Here is an 18,989-nt window from a genome sequence, read left to right on the forward strand (position 1 = left end):
CATCGACACTGGCCAAACCAAACCCCAGACAAACAAAAACGCCCCCGGCCTTGCGACCGGGGGCGTTTTCGTTCAGCCGGGGCTAGTTACGCCTTGGCTTTCTTGGCAGCACGGGTACGCTCGCCTTCGTCGAGGATCTTCTTGCGAAGACGGATCGACTTAGGGGTGACTTCGCACAGCTCGTCGTCCTGGATGAATTCCAGAGCCTGTTCCAGAGTGAAGCGAACAGGTGGAACCAGAGCGATGGTTTCGTCTTTGCCCGAAGCACGCATGTTGTCGAGCTTCTTGCCTTTGGTTGGGTTCACACCCATGTCGTTGTCGCGGCTGTTCAAGCCAACGATCTGACCGTTGTAGATCTCCTGACCGTGCTCGACGAACAGCTTGCCGCGCGCCTGCAGGGTTTCCAGGGAGTAGGTCAGTGCCTTACCGGTTTCAACCGATACCAGAACGCCGTTCTGACGACCGGACATGTCGCCGGACTTCATGGTGTCGTAGCGGTCGAAGATCGAGGTCAGGATGCCAGCACCGTTGGTCAGGGTCAGGAACTGGTTACGGAAACCAATCAGGCCACGAGCAGGGATGTTGTATTCCAGACGCACACGGCCTTTGCCATCCGGCACCATGTTGGTCAGGTCGCCCTTACGCAGCCCCATCTCTTCCATGACCTTGCCCTGGGATTCTTCCGGGGTATCGATGGTCACGTTTTCAAACGGTTCCTGCTTCACGCCGTCTACCTGACGGATGATCACTTCAGGACGACCAACACCCATTTCGAAGCCTTCGCGACGCATGGTTTCAATCAGTACCGACAAGTGCAGCTCACCACGGCCCGAGACCTTGAACTTGTCAGCCGAGTCGCCTTCTTCAACGCGCAGAGCAACGTTGTACAGCAGCTCTTTGTCCAGACGCTCCTTGATGTTACGGGAGGTCACGAACTTGCCTTCTTTACCGCAGAACGGCGAATCGTTGACCTGGAAGGTCATCGAAACGGTTGGCTCGTCAACGGTCAGCGGCTTCATCGCTTCAACTGCGTCCGGGTGGCACAGCGTGTCGGAGATGAACAGCGAATCCATACCGCTGATGCAGACGATGTCGCCAGCGGCAGCTTCTTCTACGTCGATGCGGTGCAGACCGTGGTGACCCATCAGTTTCAGGATACGGCCGTTGCGGCGCTTGCCGTCAGCACCGATCGCGACAACCGGAGTGTTCGGCTTGACGCGGCCACGAGCGATACGGCCAACACCGATGACGCCCAGGAAGCTGTTGTAGTCCAGAGCCGAGATCTGCATCTGGAACGGACCGTCACGGTCAACCTTTGGCGCAGGGACGTTGTCGACGATCGACTGATACAGCGGGGTCATGTCTTCAGCCATGTCGGTGTGATCCAGACCGGCAATACCGTTCAGGGCCGAGGCGTAGACGACTTTGAAGTCCAGCTGTTCTTCGGTGGCACCGAGGTTGTCGAACAGGTCGAAGATCTGATCCAGAACCCAGTCCGGACGCGCGCCTGGACGGTCAACCTTGTTGATGCAGACGATTGGACGCAGGCCGGCTTCGAAAGCCTTCTTGGTCACGAAACGGGTTTGCGGCATAGGGCCGTCTTGGGCGTCGACCAGCAGCAGAACGGAGTCAACCATCGACATCACACGCTCTACTTCACCACCGAAGTCGGCGTGGCCCGGGGTGTCAACGATGTTGATGTGGTAGCCATTCCAGTTGATCGCGGTGTTCTTCGCGAGAATGGTAATACCGCGCTCTTTTTCCTGGTCGTTGGAGTCCATCACGCGTTCGTCGTTGAGCTCGTTGCGCTCAAGGGTGCCGGACTGGCGCAAAAGCTTGTCGACGAGGGTAGTTTTACCGTGGTCAACGTGAGCAATGATGGCGATGTTGCGTAGATTTTCGATCACTTGTGTATCTCGATCAGAGGATTCGGTCAGCTGTCTGATTGTAGGCAGCTATGAACGGTGGAGCCGGCGAAAGCCGTTACGGCTGACGACTGGTGTCGGGGGGCCGGTGACGCAAGCCACAGGCAAACAGCCCCGGGCACTTAGCTCGGTCGATAAACGCGCACATTGGCATGCCCCTCACTGAGCAGATGATGAGCATGCAGGCGACTCATGACGCCTTTGTCGCAATAGAGCAGGTACTGGCGCGTGTCATCCAGTTCCTTGAAACGGCTGTTCAATGCAAAGAACGGCAGCGTTTGTACTTCAACGCCAGTCAGCGCCAGCGGGCGGTCTTCTGCTTCATCCGGGTGACGGATGTCGATGACCACTTGCCCGGCCAGCGCCTGACTGACTTCTTCAATCTGAACGTCCTGACCCAATTCCTCGATCACGCGGTCGATCGGTACCAGACGAGCGTTTTCGAGCGCACGCTCGAGCACGGCCATGTCGAACGATTTTTCTTCGTGCTCGACCCGATTGCGCTTGGCGGCGGTCTTCGGGTTCACCGAAATCACACCGCAGTATTCGGGCATGTGCCGGGCAAAATCGCCGGTGCCGATCTGATCGGCCAGGTCGATGATGTCCTGCTTGTGACTGGCGATCAGCGGTCGCAGGACCAGCTTCTCCGTCACGCAATCGATGACCGCCAGGTTGGGCAGCGTCTGGCTGGACACCTGGGAAATCGCCTCGCCGGTGACCAGCGCGTCGATTTCCAGCCGGTCGGCAATGTTGGTCGCAGCGCGCAACATCATACGCTTCAATACTACGCCCATATGACTGTTATCGACTTTTCCGAGAATTTCTCCCAGAACTTCCTCGAACGGTACGCTGACGAACAGCACCCGCTGGGAACTGCCGTACTTCTTCCAGATGAAGTGCGCGACTTCCATCACGCCCAGCTCGTGGGCACGTCCGCCCAGATTGAAGAAGCAGAAATGGCTCATCAGGCCACGACGCATGATCTGGTAGGCCGCCACGGTGGAGTCAAAACCACCGGACATCAGGATCAGGGTCTGTTCAAGCGAACCCAGCGGATAACCGCCAATGCCGTTGTGCTGGCTGTGAATCACGAACAGACGCTGGTCCCGAATCTCGATTCTGACTTCGACTTCCGGCGCCTTCAGCGAGATACCAGCGGCGTTGCACTCACGGCGCAATTTACTACCGACGTACTTCTCGACGTCCATGGAGCTGAAGTCGTGATGGCCTGCCCGCTTGCAGCGAACCCCGAATATCTTGCCGGGAAGCGCGTCGCCGAAGTGCAGTTTGCACTTCTCATAGATGTCGTCCATGTCGCCCAGCGGATACTGGTCCACCTGCAGAAAGTGCGTGATGCCGGGCATGCAGCTGAGCCGCTCGGTCATCTCGCGCAGGACTTTGGCATCCTCGACCCTGGTTTCGACCTCAAGGTTGTCCCACACGCCATCCACCACCAACGCCGGGTCCAGATCGCGGAGCACCGTACGGATGTTCTTGGCCAGCTGTTTGATGAAGCGCTTTCGCACAGGCCGGCTTTTGATAGTGATTTCTGGGAAGACTTTGACGATTAATTTCATGAAAACAGCGCGCTAGGTCCCGGTCGAAAAAGGGGGGCGCGGATTATAGCGGAAATTGCTCAAGGTTTAACCAGTTATCGTACGGTCAATCGTCCACGCACCAAAACGGCCCTGTATACAATTACTTAGCACCATAAGAGTGCGCCGGTTTTCGAATATGCGACGTTTAACGCGCTTAAAGGCAGGTATTACCGCAGAAAACCCAACACAGGGCACTGGCATGCAAATTGCTCCCTTGTGAGGCAGGTTGCCTTGGTCGAGTATCGCGCCCGGCATCACCCAAATTGAAGGGCTCACTACTACTCAGGCCCTAATCCACCCCGGAGGACAGCATGTCGAAGTCGGTTCAACTCATCAAAGATCATGACGTTAAGTGGATTGATCTGCGCTTCACGGACACCAAAGGCACTCAGCACCACGTGACCATGCCGGCCCGCGATGCGCTGGAAGACGACTTCTTCGAAGTCGGCAAAATGTTCGACGGTTCCTCCATCTCGGGCTGGAAAGGCATCGAAGCCTCCGACATGATCCTGCTGCCGGACGACGAAACCGCAGTGCTGGATCCGTTCACCGAAGAGCCTACCCTGATCCTGGTGTGCGACATCATCGAACCTTCGACCATGCAAGGTTACGATCGCGACCCACGCGCCATCGCTCACCGCGCCGAGGAATACCTGAAGTCGACCGGTATCGGTGACACCGTATTCGCCGGCCCTGAGCCAGAATTCTTCATCTTCGACGAAGTGAAGTTCAAGTCCGATATCTCCGGCTCCATGTTCAAGATTTACTCCGAACAAGGTTCGTGGATGTCCGACGCAGACATCGAAGGCGGTAACAAGGGCCACCGTCCAGGCATCAAAGGCGGCTACTTCCCGGTTCCACCGTTCGACCATGACCACGAAATCCGCACCGCAATGTGCAACGCTCTGGAAGAAATGGGCCAGGTCGTCGAAGTTCACCACCACGAAGTGGCAACCGCTGGCCAGAACGAAATCGGCGTGAAATTCAACACGCTGGTTAAGAAGGCCGACGAAGTTCAGACCCTGAAGTACGTCGTGCACAACGTTGCCGACGCTTACGGCCGCACCGCTACTTTCATGCCAAAGCCTCTGTACGGCGATAACGGTTCGGGCATGCACGTTCACATGTCCATCTCCAAAGATGGCAAGAACACCTTCGCAGGCGAAGGTTATGCCGGCCTGTCCGACACCGCTCTGTACTTCATCGGCGGCATCATCAAGCACGGTAAGGCCCTGAACGGCTTCACCAACCCGGCAACCAACTCGTACAAGCGTCTGGTTCCAGGTTTCGAAGCGCCGGTCATGCTGGCTTATTCGGCTCGCAACCGTTCGGCTTCGATCCGTATTCCTTACGTCAACAGCCCTAAAGGCCGTCGTATCGAAGCACGTTTCCCGGACCCGGCAGCCAACCCGTACCTGGCCTTCGCTGCACTGTTGATGGCTGGCCTGGACGGCATCCAGAACAAGATCCACCCTGGCGATGCGGCTGACAAAAACCTGTACGACCTGCCGCCTGAAGAGGCGAAAGAGATCCCACAAGTGTGTGGCAGCCTGAAAGAAGCCCTGGAAGAACTGGACAAGGGCCGTGCGTTCCTGACCAAAGGCGGCGTATTCAGCGACGACTTCATCGACGCTTACATCGCGTTGAAATCCGAAGAAGAAATCAAAGTGCGCACCTTTGTGCACCCACTGGAATACGAGCTGTACTACAGCTGCTGATCCAGTCGCGATGGCGAAAGCCGCGTGAACAAGAGGCCTCCTTCGGGAGGCCTTTTTTGTGCCTGGTTTTTACTGCGTGGTACATATACACATGTAACGCATTCGAGCCGACCTTCTCGGGCAATATGCTCAGCACTGCAACGCTGCAAAGCGGTGAATCTGTGCCTGGCCCGTTGCGGGCGACGATCACTCATGCGAGAACAGACAACCATGCTCAAGTCATTTCACATAACCGCTCTGGCAATGGCCCTGTTTGCGCCATGCCTCAATGCAGCATCCGCCCAGCAGCCTCCCGCGCAACTTCCGCCGCTTATTACGGCCATGGAGCAAAGGCTGGAAATCGCCAATGACGTGGCGCGCAGCAAATGGCACAGCGGCAAGCCGGTGCAGGACAGTGAGCGCGAGCGCCAGGTGATCCAGAACGCCGAATCTCGGGCGGGTGAATTCAAGCTGCCCCCCGACGATATACGCGAGTTCATGACCGCCCAGATGGAAGCCAACAAGATGGTGCAGTACGCGCGCATCGAGCAGTGGCGTGAAACCGGCCAGTCCCCGGAGAAGCCCGAATCCGGCCTCACCGACGGCATCCGGGGTCGGCTGGATGCGCTGCTGCCATTATTGATGCAAAGCTACTCGGCGTTTCAGCCTTACCGCAGCGATGCCAAGTGCTCAGGCTGGGTGCAGTCGGAAATCCAGCGACAGGCAAGCGATCCGGTCATTGTGACCGCGCTGCAACGGGCGGCAGGCGACCTCTGCCCGATCACGGCAACCCAGTGAGCAGGCACGCAGATCCGCTTCTCAACTGACACCGTCGATCAGTATTCCTCTATGCTGATCTTGTGCCGCGCCCTGCATTGAGCGCGGCACCATTGTTGGTTGTCCTGATCGCTGCACTGGAGTGTTCATGCGTCAATGTCTCGCCTTTCTGCTGCTGGTGTTTGCACTGCCCGCTGCCGCGCAGATCTACAAGTACACCGATGCCTCCGGGAACACGGCGTACAGCAACCAGCCGCCGAACGGTACCAAAGCCGAAACTGTCGAGTTGCCGCCACTCAACAGCGTCGAGACCGTTGTGCCTGCCGCGCCGCCGCCACTGCCCGCGCCCCAGAACCAGAACCAGAACCAGCAAAGCGCCGCTGCCTATCAGGTGCTCGCGCTGAAAGACCTGCCGGAGGACGAAGCGCTTCGTGCCAACAACGGCTCGTTTACTGTTGGCGTTGCCATAGAGCCTCGTTTGCAGCCCGGGCACTTGTTGCAGCTGGTGGTGGACGGCGCGCCCTACGGCCAGCCCACCAACATTCCGCGACTGCAGGTCGTGGAGCTTGACCGGGGCGAACACAGCCTTTCGGTTCAGGTGCTGGAAAACCAGCGTTCAATCCAGCAAAGCGAGACGGTCAATCTGACAGTGCAGCGAGTCCATGTCGGCCGACCTTAAACACTTCTGTCGACTGGCCATTGCCCTCTGCCTGCTGCTCGGCGTGAGTCAGTCCGTCCTCGCCCAGGTGTATACCTACATCGATGCGGACGGGAATCGGGTCTTCACCGATCAACCTCACCGCAATGCGAAGAAGGTCGAGATAGCGCCGACCAACCGTGTCGATCAGCCTACGAAGGCGCCCAGTCGGGCATCCAAAGCGAAGCCAGCGGCGAGTCCGATCTTTCATTATCAGTTGCTGCGCATACTGGCGCCGGAACCCGACAGCACGATCCGCGATATTGAAGGCAATCTGAACGTCACCGTCAGCAATGATCCCGAGTTGCAGCCGGATCACTTGTACAGGTTACTGCTCGACAGCAACCCCTACGGCGAGCCGACGCGCAGCCCGGTTTTTCCGCTGAAGAACATTGACCGCGGCACTCACCAGCTTTCCGTAGAGATCATCGATCAATACGGGCGAGTGCTGGAGCGAACCCCCAATCAGCCCTTCCATCTGGTCCGCATCTCTCTGGCTCAGAAACGACTCGCGCAGCCCTGCAAAACCGATGATTACGGCGTGCGCCCCGAATGCCCCATCAAGAACAAACCGGAAGAAAAATCGAGCTTCTTTCCCTTTTTCCGCTAATCCTGCCTGACCAGGTATGCTCCAATGTGGTGCGCGGGCTGGACAAGCCTGCGCATAAAAAGCCCATTTTGGTTCAGCATTCAGAAATCCATGCACTGTCGCCGGGCCTGTCTTCCAAAAAACGCTCGCAATTTCTCAATCCGCGCTTCTTTTCGGAGCCTTGGTTTGGTTTTTGCATTTTGTAATGAATGCGCGAGCACATCACAGGTTTCAGCGGTTTCCAAGCGCTGGCAAAGACCAATCAGAGCCTGCACCCACGGCCTAGCCCGTGTGCATAAAGCCAAAAGAGGTCACCGGGATTCATGACTATCAGCGATGCGTTGCATCGGTTGTTACTCGACAACCTGACCACTGCCACGATTCTGCTCAACTCGGACCTGCGTCTGGAGTACATGAACCCTGCCGCTGAGATGCTGCTGGCCATCAGCGGTCAGCGCAGCCACGGACAATTCATCAGCGAACTGTTCACCGAATCTGCAGAAGCGCTCAGTTCGCTTCGTCAGGCAGTGGAACAGGCGCACCCGTTTACGAAACGTGAAGCGATGCTGACCGCGCTGACCGGCCAGACGCTGACGGTCGATTACGCCGTCACGCCGATTCTTTCCCAGGCCGAGACCATGCTGCTGCTGGAAGTCCATCCCCGTGATCGCTTGCTGCGGATCACCAAGGAAGAGGCTCAGCTGTCCAAGCAGGAAACCACCAAGATGCTGGTGCGTGGCCTGGCCCATGAAATCAAGAACCCCCTCGGCGGGATTCGCGGGGCCGCGCAGTTGCTGGCACGTGAACTGCCGGAAGAGAGCCTCAAGGACTACACCAACGTCATCATCGAAGAAGCCGACCGTCTGCGTAATCTGGTCGACCGCATGCTGGGCTCGAACAAGCTGCCGATGCTGGCGATGACCAACGTGCATGAAGTGCTCGAACGCGTGTGCAGCCTGGTAGAAGCCGAGAGCCAGGGATGCATCACCATCGTGCGCGACTATGATCCAAGCATTCCGGATGTGCTGATCGACCGCGAGCAGATGATTCAGGCGGTGCTCAACATTGTTCGCAACGCCATGCAGGCCATCAGCAGCCAGAACGAGCTGCGCCTGGGCCGCATCAGCCTGCGCACGCGCGCCATGCGCCAGTTCACCATCGGCCACGTGCGCCATCGTCTGGTCAGCAAGATCGAAATCATCGACAACGGCCCCGGCATTCCGCCGGAGCTGCAAGAAACCATTTTTTATCCCATGGTCAGTGGCCGCCCGGATGGCACCGGGCTGGGCCTTGCCATTACCCAGAACATCATCAGTCAGCACCAGGGGCTGATCGAGTGTGATAGCCACCCTGGCCATACAACATTCTCGATCTTCCTGCCGCTGGAACAAGGAGCAGCGTCGACATGAGCCGTAGTGAAACTGTCTGGATCGTCGATGACGACCGTTCCATCCGCTGGGTATTGGAGAAAGCCCTGCAACAAGAGGGCATGACCACGCAAAGTTTCGACAGCGCCGACGGCGTGATGAGCCGCCTGGCCCGCCAGCAACCGGATGTGATCATTTCCGACATCCGCATGCCCGGCGCCAGCGGCCTGGATTTGCTGGCACGTATTCGCGAACAGCATCCGCGCCTGCCGGTCATTATCATGACCGCGCACTCGGACCTCGACAGCGCCGTGGCGTCCTATCAGGGCGGGGCGTTCGAATACCTGCCCAAGCCGTTCGACGTTGACGAAGCCGTTTCGCTGGTCAAGCGCGCCAATCAGCACGCTCAGGAGCAGCAAGGCCTGGCCGTTCCGCCAGCGTTGACCCGCACGCCGGAAATCATCGGCGAAGCGCCGGCGATGCAGGAAGTGTTTCGCGCCATTGGTCGCTTGAGCCACTCCAACATCACCGTGCTGATCAACGGCGAGTCCGGGACCGGTAAAGAGCTGGTTGCCCACGCCCTGCACCGCCACAGCCCGCGTTCGGTGTCGCCATTCATTGCACTGAACATGGCCGCGATTCCGAAAGATCTGATGGAGTCCGAACTGTTCGGCCACGAAAAAGGCGCGTTCACTGGCGCGGCGAACCTGCGGCGCGGCCGTTTCGAACAAGCCGACGGCGGCACTCTGTTTCTCGATGAAATCGGCGACATGCCGGCCGACACCCAAACCCGACTGCTGCGCGTACTGGCCGACGGAGAGTTCTACCGGGTCGGCGGCCACGTGCCGGTCAAAGTCGATGTGCGCATCATCGCGGCGACGCACCAGAATCTGGAAACGCTGGTTCAGGCCGGCAAGTTCCGCGAGGATTTGTTCCACCGCCTGAACGTGATCCGCATCCACATCCCGCGCATGTCCGACCGGCGCGAAGACATCCCGACACTGGCGCGCCACTTCCTCAGCCGCGCTGCGCAGGAACTGGCAGTTGAGCCGAAGCTGCTGAAGGCGGAAACCGAGGAATACCTCAAGCATTTGCCGTGGCCGGGCAACGTCCGTCAGCTGGAAAACACCTGCCGCTGGATTACGGTGATGGCGTCGGGCCGCGAAGTGCATGTCAGCGATTTGCCGCCCGAACTGCTGAGCCTGCCCCAGGACGCCGCGCCAGTGACCAACTGGGAACAAGCGCTGCGCCAATGGGCCGATCAAGCACTGGCCCGTGGCCAATCCAGCCTGCTGGACAGTGCTGTACCGACGTTCGAACGCATCATGATCGAGACCGCGCTCAAGCACACCGCCGGCCGGCGTCGCGACGCCGCCGTGCTGCTGGGCTGGGGCCGGAACACCTTGACCCGCAAGATCAAGGAGCTGGGCATGAAGATCGATGGCGGGGATGACGACGAGGGGGATGAAAGCTGATCTCACTGTCATTTGTGACAGTTTACGCGGTACGGCAACAGTGATTAGCTCCTGACGTCTCGACCACTGAGACAGGGAGCTCAATCACGTGAACCGATTCTGGCAATACGCCCTTCAATGGGGCATCGGCCAACGATTTAAACGTCGGCAAATCAAAACTCCAGCGCGCCTGGTCGACTATTCGCTCGTCGAAATGGCCGCATTGCTGCGTACCGGCGAACTGACGTCCCAACAAATCACCCTCGCCTATCTTGAGCGGATTGATCAGCTCAATGGTCCGTTGGAAACCTACAACGACAACGGCGGCTATAACGCCTTTGTGCGTATTGATCGCGAGCAGGCGCTCGCCCAATCACAAGACGCGGATGCATGGATCAACAATCCGGACGATCCGCGTGGCATCGCGCCGATGCTTTGCGGAATACCCGTTGGCGTCAAGGACTCCATAGGCATCGTCGGCCTTGAGAGCAAGAATGGTGCACCGGAATTCAGTACCAATTTCGCACTTCGCAATGCCACCGCCGTCGCCCGGTTGCGCGCTGCGGGGGCTGTCGTGCTGGGGCATACCATTTGCTCACGCTTCTCAGGCAGCACCGTCGGTGATTTCGGGTGTAACGCTTGGGATGTGGACAAAGTGCCCGGTGGCTCCAGCTCCGGATCCGCCATCGCTCCGATCGCTCGGCTGTGTGTCGCAACGCTGGGGGAGGAGACCGGCGGCTCCATGATCATTCCGGCCGCTGCCAACGGTGCCAGCGCCATCAAGCCGTCGCTGGGCTACGTATCGACCGGCGGCGTGATGCCGTTGCGGATAGGTTGGGATGTGGTCGGTCCGATGGCACGTTCAGTACAGGACGCGGCTCATCTCCTGGCCGCGATACAAGGCCCCGATCCGATTGGCGATCCGCAGACGCTGTATACGCCGCTGCCGTTTCCACAGATGCCGACTACACCACGTCCGGGAGAAACCCCACTGGCGGGACTTACGATAGGCGTGCCACAGACTGACTGGATGTCTGCCTCAGACGCTCCTCCGGGACACACTTACGACCCCGACTATGGACTGGCGTTTGAGCGCTTTAAACAGCAGTTGCGGCAGCTCGGCGCAAGAGTGCTCGACTTTGAGGGAGTGAACATGGCCGATGAGGCCAACTGCCTTTATTACGCAGGGCCCGTGCTGTGGACGATTGAACACCTCGATATACGTGTCACGCCAGCAATGGCGACTACCTACTGCCAGCAATACGAAGCAAATTACTGGCAAGCCGTCGAAGACTTTGCTGCCGGCCGACCCGACGAGGACCGGGAAACACTTTTGCGCTACTACGGCACGGCGTTCACCCACCCTGTCATAGAGCAGATGCCGTGCTCAGTGCGAATAGAAGCGGAGCAGCGACGTCGCGCACAGATGGCTTTATGGCAAGACGCTCTGGATGAAGCGGGCGTGGATTTCATGGTAGTCATGCCATTGGGCGCGCATGTAGGGTATCGAATCGGACTGGGCGAGCCCTCAGGATTGCAAAATCAACGACGCTTTTACGATCTGCCCAATGCACTGGGATGGCCGATGGTGACTTTTCCCATCGGCCATGGGACTACCGGCATCACCAGACCGTTGCCGGTAAACGCCGCGTTCTGGGGACCACGCTTCAGCGATGCATGTCTGGTTCAGGCGGCCTTGGACTATCAGCACCATTATCCCGAGTACCACCAACAGGCACCCGATGATCCTCAGCTGCGAACGCCTGCACTGCTTGCACAGCCTTACTGGCCAATCACCCGCGAAAACTCGACAGATCCACTGGTCAGAGAAGGCAGTCTGCGACCATGAAGAGCGATCCGACGGCTCAACTGCCCTTCTTCGTCATCGCCTGGCGCCCAGCCAGCGCTCCAGCACAATTGGTAACGGATCGAGGCGAGCCTTATCTGACAGTGAACTGGCGTGCACCGCTGGGGGCGGTGAGCTATACCCGCCCCCAGCGAAGTGAGCCGTTCACTCCGCTGAAGACGGCTTCTCCCACAGATTGATCCCGCCTTCCACCGCGAACCGGTCGATCTCGGCCAGTTCTTCCTGACTGAATTCCAGATTGTCGAGGGCGCCGACGTTCTCGACGATCTGCTCCGGGCGGCTCGCACCGATCAGCGCGGAGGTGACGCGCGGATCGCGCAGCGTCCAGGCCAGTGCCATCTGCGCTAGGCTCTGACCACGACGCTTGGCGATCTCGTTCAGCGCGCGCACGTGCTCGATGTTCTGCTCCGATAAGTGCCCCGCCTGTAACGAGCCGCCGCCGGGACGGTTGACCCGTGCGTCTTTTGGAATGCCGTTCAGGTATTTGTCCGAGAGCAGTCCCTGGGCCAGTGCGGTGAACGCGATAACCCCCGAGCCTAGTTCTTCAGTGGTGTCCAACAGGTCTTTTTCCACCCAGCGATTGAGCAGGTTATAGGCCGGCTGATGAATCAGCAGCGGCACTTTCCACTCTTTCAGCAGGCCTGCGATTTCTCGGGTTTTGGCACCCGAATACGACGAAATCCCGATATACAGTGCTTTGCCCTGCTGCACAGCCGTGGCCAGTGCGCTCGCGGTTTCCTCCAGCGGGGTGTCCGGGTCGAAGCGGTGGGAATAGAAAATATCGACGTAGTCCAGTCCCATGCGCTGCAGGCTTTGGTCGAGGCTGGCGAGCACGTACTTGCGTGACCCGCCGCCCTGACCGTAAGGCCCCGGCCACATGTCCCAGCCTGCTTTGCTGGAAATGATCAGCTCGTCGCGGTACTGCTTGAAGTCTTCCTTGAGCAGGCGACCAAAGTTGATTTCGGCACTGCCGTAGGGCGGGCCATAGTTGTTGGCGAGGTCGAAGTGATTGATACCCAGATCGAAGGCCGTGCGCAGCATCGCACGCTGGGTGTCGATCGGGGTGCTGTCACCGAAGTTGTGCCACAGACCCATGGAGAGCGCTGGCAGCACCAGGCCACTGCGGCCTACGCGACGATAGGGAATGCGTTCATAACGGTTCTCGGCGGCGATGTAAGTCATCCAGTCCTCTCTTTCTTGTATGGAAGTCAGGTCACAAAACGAACCTGCGAGATTACTCGGATTTCTCTGCGGCGAGGGGGTTCAAGGGAGTGGACGAACGCTTCGCTTCAGCGCTGACAGATAGCCAGGGCCATTGCATTGTTCGCCGCAGCAGAACAATGAATGCGCTTCTGCGGCGTTTATCAGCGCGGTCTGCCATGTGAAGCTGCACTCACTCTCAATGAAGCGGAGACTCACCATGACGCAGTCCACCCCACACATCACCCGCCCTGTCGCCATCGTCACCGGCGCCTCCCGTGGTATCGGCGCTGAAATCGCCCGGCGCTTGAGCCACGACGGTTTCGCGGTGGTCGTGAACTACGCCAGCAGCGCGGCAGAGGCCAACGCCCTGGTTGGGCAGCTCAATGCCGATGGCGGCCAGGCCATCGCGATCAAAGCCGACGTTGCCAAGGCTGACGAGGTCCGCGCGTTGTTCGAGCAAACGGAGACACACTTGGGCAAGGTGGATGTGTTGGTTAATAACGCAGGCGTTATGAAGGCGTTGCCGCTGGCAGAGACCAGCGATGAGCAGTTCGATCAGGCGTTCAACATCAACACCCGAGGCACCTTCAACACCTTGCGCGAAGCCGGCGCGCGGATGAACGGCGGCGGCCGCATCATTAACTTCTCCACCACTGCACTGGCGCTGAACCTGCCGGGTTACGCGATCTATAACGCGACCAAAGCAGCCGTCGAGGCCTTCACCCATGTGTTTGCCAAAGAGCTGCGCGGGCGGAATATCACCGTGAACGCAGTCGCGCCGGGTCCGGTAGCCACCGAACTGTTCCTGCACGGCAAGAGCGAGGAGCAAATTCAGCACTTCGCCAGCATGCCGCCGTTGCAACGCCTGGGGCAGCCGGAAGATATCGCCAGCGTCGTGTCGTTTCTTGCCGGCCCGGATTCAGGCTGGGTGAATGGGCAGGTGCTGCGGGCCAATGGTGGCTTGGCGTAAATAACCAAACTGCAGAAACGCGCGTGCCCGCGAAGATTTCGTGTCAGTCCCGGTTAGGGGACCGACACGACGCCATCGCGGGCACGTGTTTGCCTGCAAAGAAGCAGCCTCAACGCACCAGGTGCAGGAACTGCATATGGCGCTCGTACTGGTCGAGGATGTCGTTGATGACCTGTTCCTTGGTATAGCCCACCAGGTCGTAGTCCTGACTGCCCTCGCTCAAGTGAACTTCAGCGCGGTAATACCGGCGGTTGTTGAGCTGTTTGGAGCCCATGCCGCCGCGTGCGAAGGACGGCGTGAAATAGCCACGCATGGTCACTTGGTACACGAACGGACGCTCTTCACCGTGGCCGATTTCCAGGCCCACTGTGTCATTGGCCGGATCCGGCTGAGTCACGACGGTCAGTCCTTTCTCGACAAACACTGCCGTCACTTCTTCAATCGCCGGGCGCACGGTCTGGTCGAGGAAGCGGTAAACCTCATCACGGGACGGGAACGCCACGGCCTGGGTCAGACGCTGACGCCAGCCGCCACGCCGGGATCCGGAGACCGGTGCCAGTGAGTACAGCTGAGCGATCTGGCGCTGGGACTCCATGTAGAACGCTTTGTGCAGCCCCCACATCATCAGCAGCAGAATCAGCGAGAACGGCAGTGAGGTCAGCACCACCGCAGACTTCAGCGCATCGATGCTGCCCGAGAACAGCAAGCCGCTGGTGATCAAAGCAGTCATCACGCCCCAGAACACACGCAGCCATTTCGGGCCGTCTTCGTCCGGGCTGCCGCCTTTGGCAGACAGCGTCGACAGCACCACGGTGCCGGAGTCGGCCGACGTCACGAAGAACACGAAGCTGATGAACACCGTCACGGCAATGACCGTCCGGCTCCATGGGTACGTCTGCAGCATGAGATACAGCGTCATCGAAGGATCTTCGATGGCCGACTGGCCCAACGCAGCCATGCCGTGGTTCAGCACCAGGTCGATTGCGCTGTTACCGAAAATCGACATCCACGCCAGGGTGAAGCCCAGCGGGATCAGCAGCACGCCGCAAACGAATTCACGAATGGTGCGGCCACGGGAGATGCGCGCGATGAACAGACCCACGAACGGCGACCATGCAATCCACCACGCCCAATAGAACACGGTCCAGCCGCCCAGCCAGTCACTTGGGCCATCGTACGCATACACGTCGAAGCTCTTGACCGGCAACGCGCCGAGATAATCGCCGATGTTCTGCACCAGGGTATTGAGCAGGTGCTGCGTGGGTCCGGCAAACAACACGAACAGCAGCAGCGCACAGGCCAGCAGCATGTTGATGTCGGACATGACCCGCACGCCCTTGTCGACGCCCGCAATAGCCACCAGGATGGCTGCGCCCATCATCAGGGTGATCAAACCGACCTGAATCCACTGGGTGTGCGGCACGTTGAACAGGTAGTCCAGCCCGGAATTGAGGTGCAGTACGCCAAAGCCCATGTCGGCGCCGAGGCCGAAGATGGTGGCGATGATGCCGAAGCCGTCGACGGCGTAGCCGATCGGGCCGTTGATGCGCTTGCCGATCAGCGGGTACAGCGCTGAACGCAATGCCAGCGGCAAGTTGTGGCGATAGGCGAAGTAGGCCAGCGCCATGCCGACGAAGGCGAACACGCCCCAACCGTGCAGGCCCCAATGCAGAAACAGCAGCTGCATGGCCTGACGTGCCGATTGGGTGGTCCCGCCCTCACCCTGGGGCGGCTGCAGCATATGGGTCAGCGGCTCGGACACGCAGAAGAAGAACAGCGTGATACTGATCCCGGCGGCGAACAGCATGCCTGCCCAGGACAGGTAGCTGAACTCGGGTTCATCGTGGTCAGCGCCAAGCTTGATCTTGCCGTAGCCGGACAGCGCAGTGACCACAACGAACAGCAGGTACAAGGTCATGGCCAGCATGTAGTACCAGCCAACGGTGTTGGCGGCCCAGTTCTGTGCGGCGAGCAACCAGGCGCCCGAGGCTTCCGGGAAGCCGATCACGACCAGTCCGAAGATCAGGATAAAGCTGGCGGCGAAGTAGAAAACGGGGCCGTTCATGCGAACAGCCGAGCCGTTTGGAGCGCTTGAATTATTCATATGAATACCGCCGCGCGGGCGAGGGGATCGATCATGGAACGTGAATGCGGCAAAGGTAGGCCTCCTGAGATCAGCGGGCAGCGAACCACCGGTTTAACTTGATTGAACGTTCAATTAAAGCACGAAAAGACAGCCAGAGACTAATGCACAGTGGCGTGACGCTCACTCAGGCGAGGGTAGGACGGACGCCGAAAGCCTTTCGTTCCGTGGGTTCGGGAGGGTTTTTAACGCGCTGAAAAATTATGGAGGCTGTACGTGGTGTATTTGAAGACAAGGAATTGTGGGACTGAGCTTGCTCACTCCCACAAGGTCTGCGTTTGCTGCCTGACCGCATCGTCTGCAACGGAAGATGCCCTACACAGTGAAATCCGCCGGCGTTGGTGCTGGCTGCGATCTACGCTACTTCGGACAACCATCCTCGTGCTGCAGGCTCGCCTGATTGACGTTGCTGCCCGCCGGGACGCCGCGCGTCAGCCACACATTGCCGCCGATGGTCGAGCCCTTGCCGATGGTGATGCGCCCCAGAATCGTGGCGCCGGCATAGATCACTACGTCGTCTTCGACGATCGGATGACGCGCATGCCCTTTGAGCAATTGCCCGTCTTCATCAGACGGGAAACGTTTTGCACCCAGCGTAACGGCTTGGTAGATGCGCACGCGCTCGCCGATGATGGCGGTCTCGCCGATGACCACGCCGGTCCCGTGGTCAATAAAGAAGCTCGGGCCGATCTGCGCACCGGGATGGATATCGATGCCGGTGGCGGAATGGGCAAGTTCGGCGCTGATGCGCGCCAGCAGGGGCAAACCATTGTGATACAGGTGATGGGCCAGACGATGGTGAATCACCGCCAGAATGCCCGGGTAGCACAGCAACACTTCATCGACACTGCGCGCGGCGGGGTCACCGTGGTACGCCGCCAGCACGTCGGTGTCGAGGATGCGGCGAATGGTCGGCAGCGCGCTGGCGAAATCCTGAATGAGCCGCTCCGCATGCACATCCGCGCAGCTGGCATCCTGGCCTTTCTGCCGGGCGGCGTAGCGCAATTCGAGCCGCGCCTGGTCGAGCAGCGAGTTCAACGCCACGTCGAGGGTGTAGCCGACGTAGAAATCCTCGCTCTCTTCGCGCAGGTCCACCGGCCCCAGCCGCATCGGAAACAGCGCGCCGCACAACGCATCGAGAATGTCGCGCATGGCCTCACGGGAAGGCAGCTCGCGGCCGCCCTTCTCGCCGCTGATTCGGCCGTTGCTGGTACGCCAGTCATCACGCGCGGCGCGCAATTCGCCCACAATCCGCTGCAATTGCCAGTGGCCGGTCACGCCCTCGGCGCAGGACTCCGGGGACAGGTCGGGAATAGTGCTCACGCAGATTTCTCCTCAATTCAACGGCGAGTCAGGCTGTAACGGCCGAAGTGGAATCACTCTACGACATCCCTTCGCGGCAAAAAAATAACAATTTTCGTGGGGCTTCTGCGCAGAGGATGAAGGACGCTGGGCGGTTGCCCTGCAGGAACCGTCTGCCTATAGTCCTGCGACCCAATTGCAGACCTGTCGACGCCACCATGATCAAACAACAGCTCGCCCGTTTTAATCGTCTGGAATTGCTCGGCGGTCCCACGCCCTTCGAAAAGCTGGAACGCCTTTCGACCTGGGCCGGCCGCGACGTCTACGTGAAACGCGACGACATTACGCCGCTGGCCATGGGCGGCAACAAGCTGCGCAAGCTCGAATACCTCGCGGCCGATGCCCTGGCGCAAGGGTGCGACACGCTAATCACCGCGGGCGCCATTCAGTCCAATCATGTGCGCCAGACGGCCGCCCTCGCCGCCCGCCTCGGCCTGGGCTGTGTGGCGCTGCTGGAAAACCCGATTGCAACCGACGACAGCAATTACCTGGGCAACGGCAATCGCCTGTTGCTGGATTTGTTTGATACCAAGGTCGAGCTGGTCGAGAACCTCGACAACGCCGATGAGCAACTACAAGCCCTGGCCAGCCGGTTGCGTCTCAGCGGCAAGAAGCCCTACCTGGTGCCGATCGGCGGTTCGAATGCCCTCGGCGCATTGGGTTATGTGCGCGCAGGTTTTGAACTGGCCGAGCAGATCAAGCAAAGCGGCCTCTCATTTGCAGCCGTCGTGCTCGCGTCTGGCAGTGCCGGCACCCACAGCGGCCTGGCATTGGCCCTTGCCGAGGAGCTGCCCGAGTTACCGGTGATTGGCGTGACCGTGTCGCGCCCGGAAGAAACCCAGGCGCCCAAAGTTCAGCGCCTGGCCGAGCAAACCGTGGAGCTGCTGGGCGAATCACTGCCCGCCGCATTCAAGGTGCAGCTGTGGGACGAGTACTTTGGCCCACGGTATGGCGAGCCGAATGCCGGCACGCTTGCGGCGATTCGGCTGGTGGCCAGTCATGAAGGGCTGCTGCTGGACCCGGTGTACACCGGCAAAGCCATGGCCGGGCTGCTCGACGGCGTTGGCCGGCAGCGTTTCGAAGACGGGCCTGTCGTCTTTCTCCACACCGGAGGCGCGCCTGCCTTGTTTGCGTATCAAGACGTCTTCGCGGCGAGATAGGGCCTTGGTCGCGATCCTGTTCACAGGGCGGTCCGGGCCAGTTATTCGAAAAACTGATAAGCAGCCCGCTTTTTATTATTTTTCAACGCTGGATTCGAGTCTTATGATCGCCGCCAGCCGGCGCGCAGAGCCCCGCAGGCGACTGAAAAAGCTGGATAAACGCGTGATGCCAACGTAGCT

Annotated in this window: 14 protein-coding genes; 9 read left to right on the forward strand and 5 right to left on the reverse strand. The window is 59.5% G+C overall.

Features of this window, described 5'->3' with window-relative positions; all coding sequences use genetic code 11:
• Positions 1 to 86 precede the first annotated feature (86 nt).
• Positions 87 to 1,907: a translational GTPase TypA gene (gene typA / locus FX982_RS06535; RefSeq protein WP_122536774.1), complete on the reverse strand. Its 1,821-nt coding sequence runs from the start codon at positions 1,905 to 1,907 to the stop codon at positions 87 to 89.
• 140 nt (positions 1,908 to 2,047) lie between these two features.
• Entirely contained in the window at positions 2,048 to 3,502 is a 1,455-nt protein-coding gene (thiI, locus tag FX982_RS06540; RefSeq protein ID WP_172610055.1) for a tRNA uracil 4-sulfurtransferase ThiI, read from the reverse strand.
• Between the two features lie 332 nt (positions 3,503 to 3,834).
• Here thiI and glnA point away from each other — a divergent pair, with 332 nt between their 5' ends.
• The 7 genes from glnA to FX982_RS06575 all read left to right on the forward strand — a co-directional run bounded on the left by glnA (position 3,835) and on the right by FX982_RS06575 (position 11,953).
• Positions 3,835 to 5,241, forward strand: a complete 1,407-nt coding sequence (gene glnA, locus FX982_RS06545) for a glutamate--ammonia ligase (protein WP_037018763.1) — start codon at positions 3,835 to 3,837, stop codon at positions 5,239 to 5,241.
• A 210-nt stretch (positions 5,242 to 5,451) separates the two neighbouring features.
• Positions 5,452 to 6,018 (forward strand): chorismate mutase, encoded by a 567-nt coding sequence (locus FX982_RS06550; RefSeq protein WP_172610056.1) that lies wholly within the window; start codon positions 5,452 to 5,454, stop codon positions 6,016 to 6,018.
• A gap of 127 nt (positions 6,019 to 6,145) precedes the next feature.
• A complete protein-coding gene (locus FX982_RS06555) occupies positions 6,146 to 6,676 on the forward strand; it encodes a DUF4124 domain-containing protein (protein ID WP_172610057.1) in 531 nt (176 codons plus the stop codon).
• Complete coding sequence (locus FX982_RS06560) at positions 6,660 to 7,304, forward strand: DUF4124 domain-containing protein (protein WP_172610058.1); 645 nt, start codon at positions 6,660 to 6,662, stop codon at positions 7,302 to 7,304. Before FX982_RS06555 ends, FX982_RS06560 begins: the two co-directional genes overlap by 17 nt.
• 302 nt (positions 7,305 to 7,606) lie before the next feature.
• A complete protein-coding gene (glnL, locus tag FX982_RS06565; RefSeq protein WP_074890143.1) occupies positions 7,607 to 8,692 on the forward strand; it encodes a nitrogen regulation protein NR(II) in 1,086 nt (361 codons plus the stop codon).
• Complete coding sequence (gene ntrC / locus FX982_RS06570) at positions 8,689 to 10,125, forward strand: nitrogen regulation protein NR(I) (RefSeq protein ID WP_122536769.1); 1,437 nt, start codon at positions 8,689 to 8,691, stop codon at positions 10,123 to 10,125. Before glnL ends, ntrC begins: the two co-directional genes overlap by 4 nt.
• Positions 10,126 to 10,213: 88 nt before the next feature.
• The gene (locus tag FX982_RS06575) at positions 10,214 to 11,953 is read left to right on the forward strand and encodes an amidase (RefSeq protein ID WP_172610059.1); all 1,740 of its coding nucleotides are present in this window, start codon (positions 10,214 to 10,216) and stop codon (positions 11,951 to 11,953) included.
• 162 nt (positions 11,954 to 12,115) lie between these two features.
• Here FX982_RS06575 and mgrA read toward each other — a convergent pair whose 3' ends face one another.
• A complete protein-coding gene (gene mgrA / locus FX982_RS06580) occupies positions 12,116 to 13,153 on the reverse strand; it encodes an L-glyceraldehyde 3-phosphate reductase (protein ID WP_122536767.1) in 1,038 nt (345 codons plus the stop codon).
• Between the two features lie 238 nt (positions 13,154 to 13,391).
• Here mgrA and FX982_RS06585 point away from each other — a divergent pair, with 238 nt between their 5' ends.
• Positions 13,392 to 14,144 carry an SDR family oxidoreductase gene (locus FX982_RS06585; protein ID WP_172610060.1) on the forward strand — a complete coding sequence of 251 codons (753 nt, stop codon included), beginning with the start codon at positions 13,392 to 13,394 and terminating at the stop codon, positions 14,142 to 14,144.
• Positions 14,145 to 14,253: 109 nt separating this feature from the next.
• Here FX982_RS06585 and betT read toward each other — a convergent pair whose 3' ends face one another.
• Both betT and epsC read right to left on the reverse strand, forming a co-directional pair.
• Positions 14,254 to 16,209: a choline transporter BetT gene (betT, locus tag FX982_RS06590; RefSeq protein ID WP_163022128.1), complete on the reverse strand. Its 1,956-nt coding sequence runs from the start codon at positions 16,207 to 16,209 to the stop codon at positions 14,254 to 14,256.
• A gap of 438 nt (positions 16,210 to 16,647) precedes the next feature.
• On the reverse strand, positions 16,648 to 17,592 hold the full coding sequence (epsC, locus tag FX982_RS06595) for a serine O-acetyltransferase EpsC (RefSeq protein WP_197986109.1): 945 nt from the start codon (positions 17,590 to 17,592) through the stop codon (positions 16,648 to 16,650).
• A 215-nt stretch (positions 17,593 to 17,807) separates the two neighbouring features.
• Between epsC and FX982_RS06600 the strand changes: the two genes are divergently transcribed.
• Positions 17,808 to 18,809, forward strand: coding sequence for a D-cysteine desulfhydrase (locus tag FX982_RS06600; RefSeq protein WP_172610061.1), 1,002 nt, complete (start codon positions 17,808 to 17,810; stop codon positions 18,807 to 18,809).
• Positions 18,810 to 18,989: the final 180 nt, after the last annotated feature.

The sequence above is a fragment of the Pseudomonas graminis genome, from assembly GCF_013201545.1.
GTDB lineage: Bacteria > Pseudomonadota > Gammaproteobacteria > Pseudomonadales > Pseudomonadaceae > Aquipseudomonas.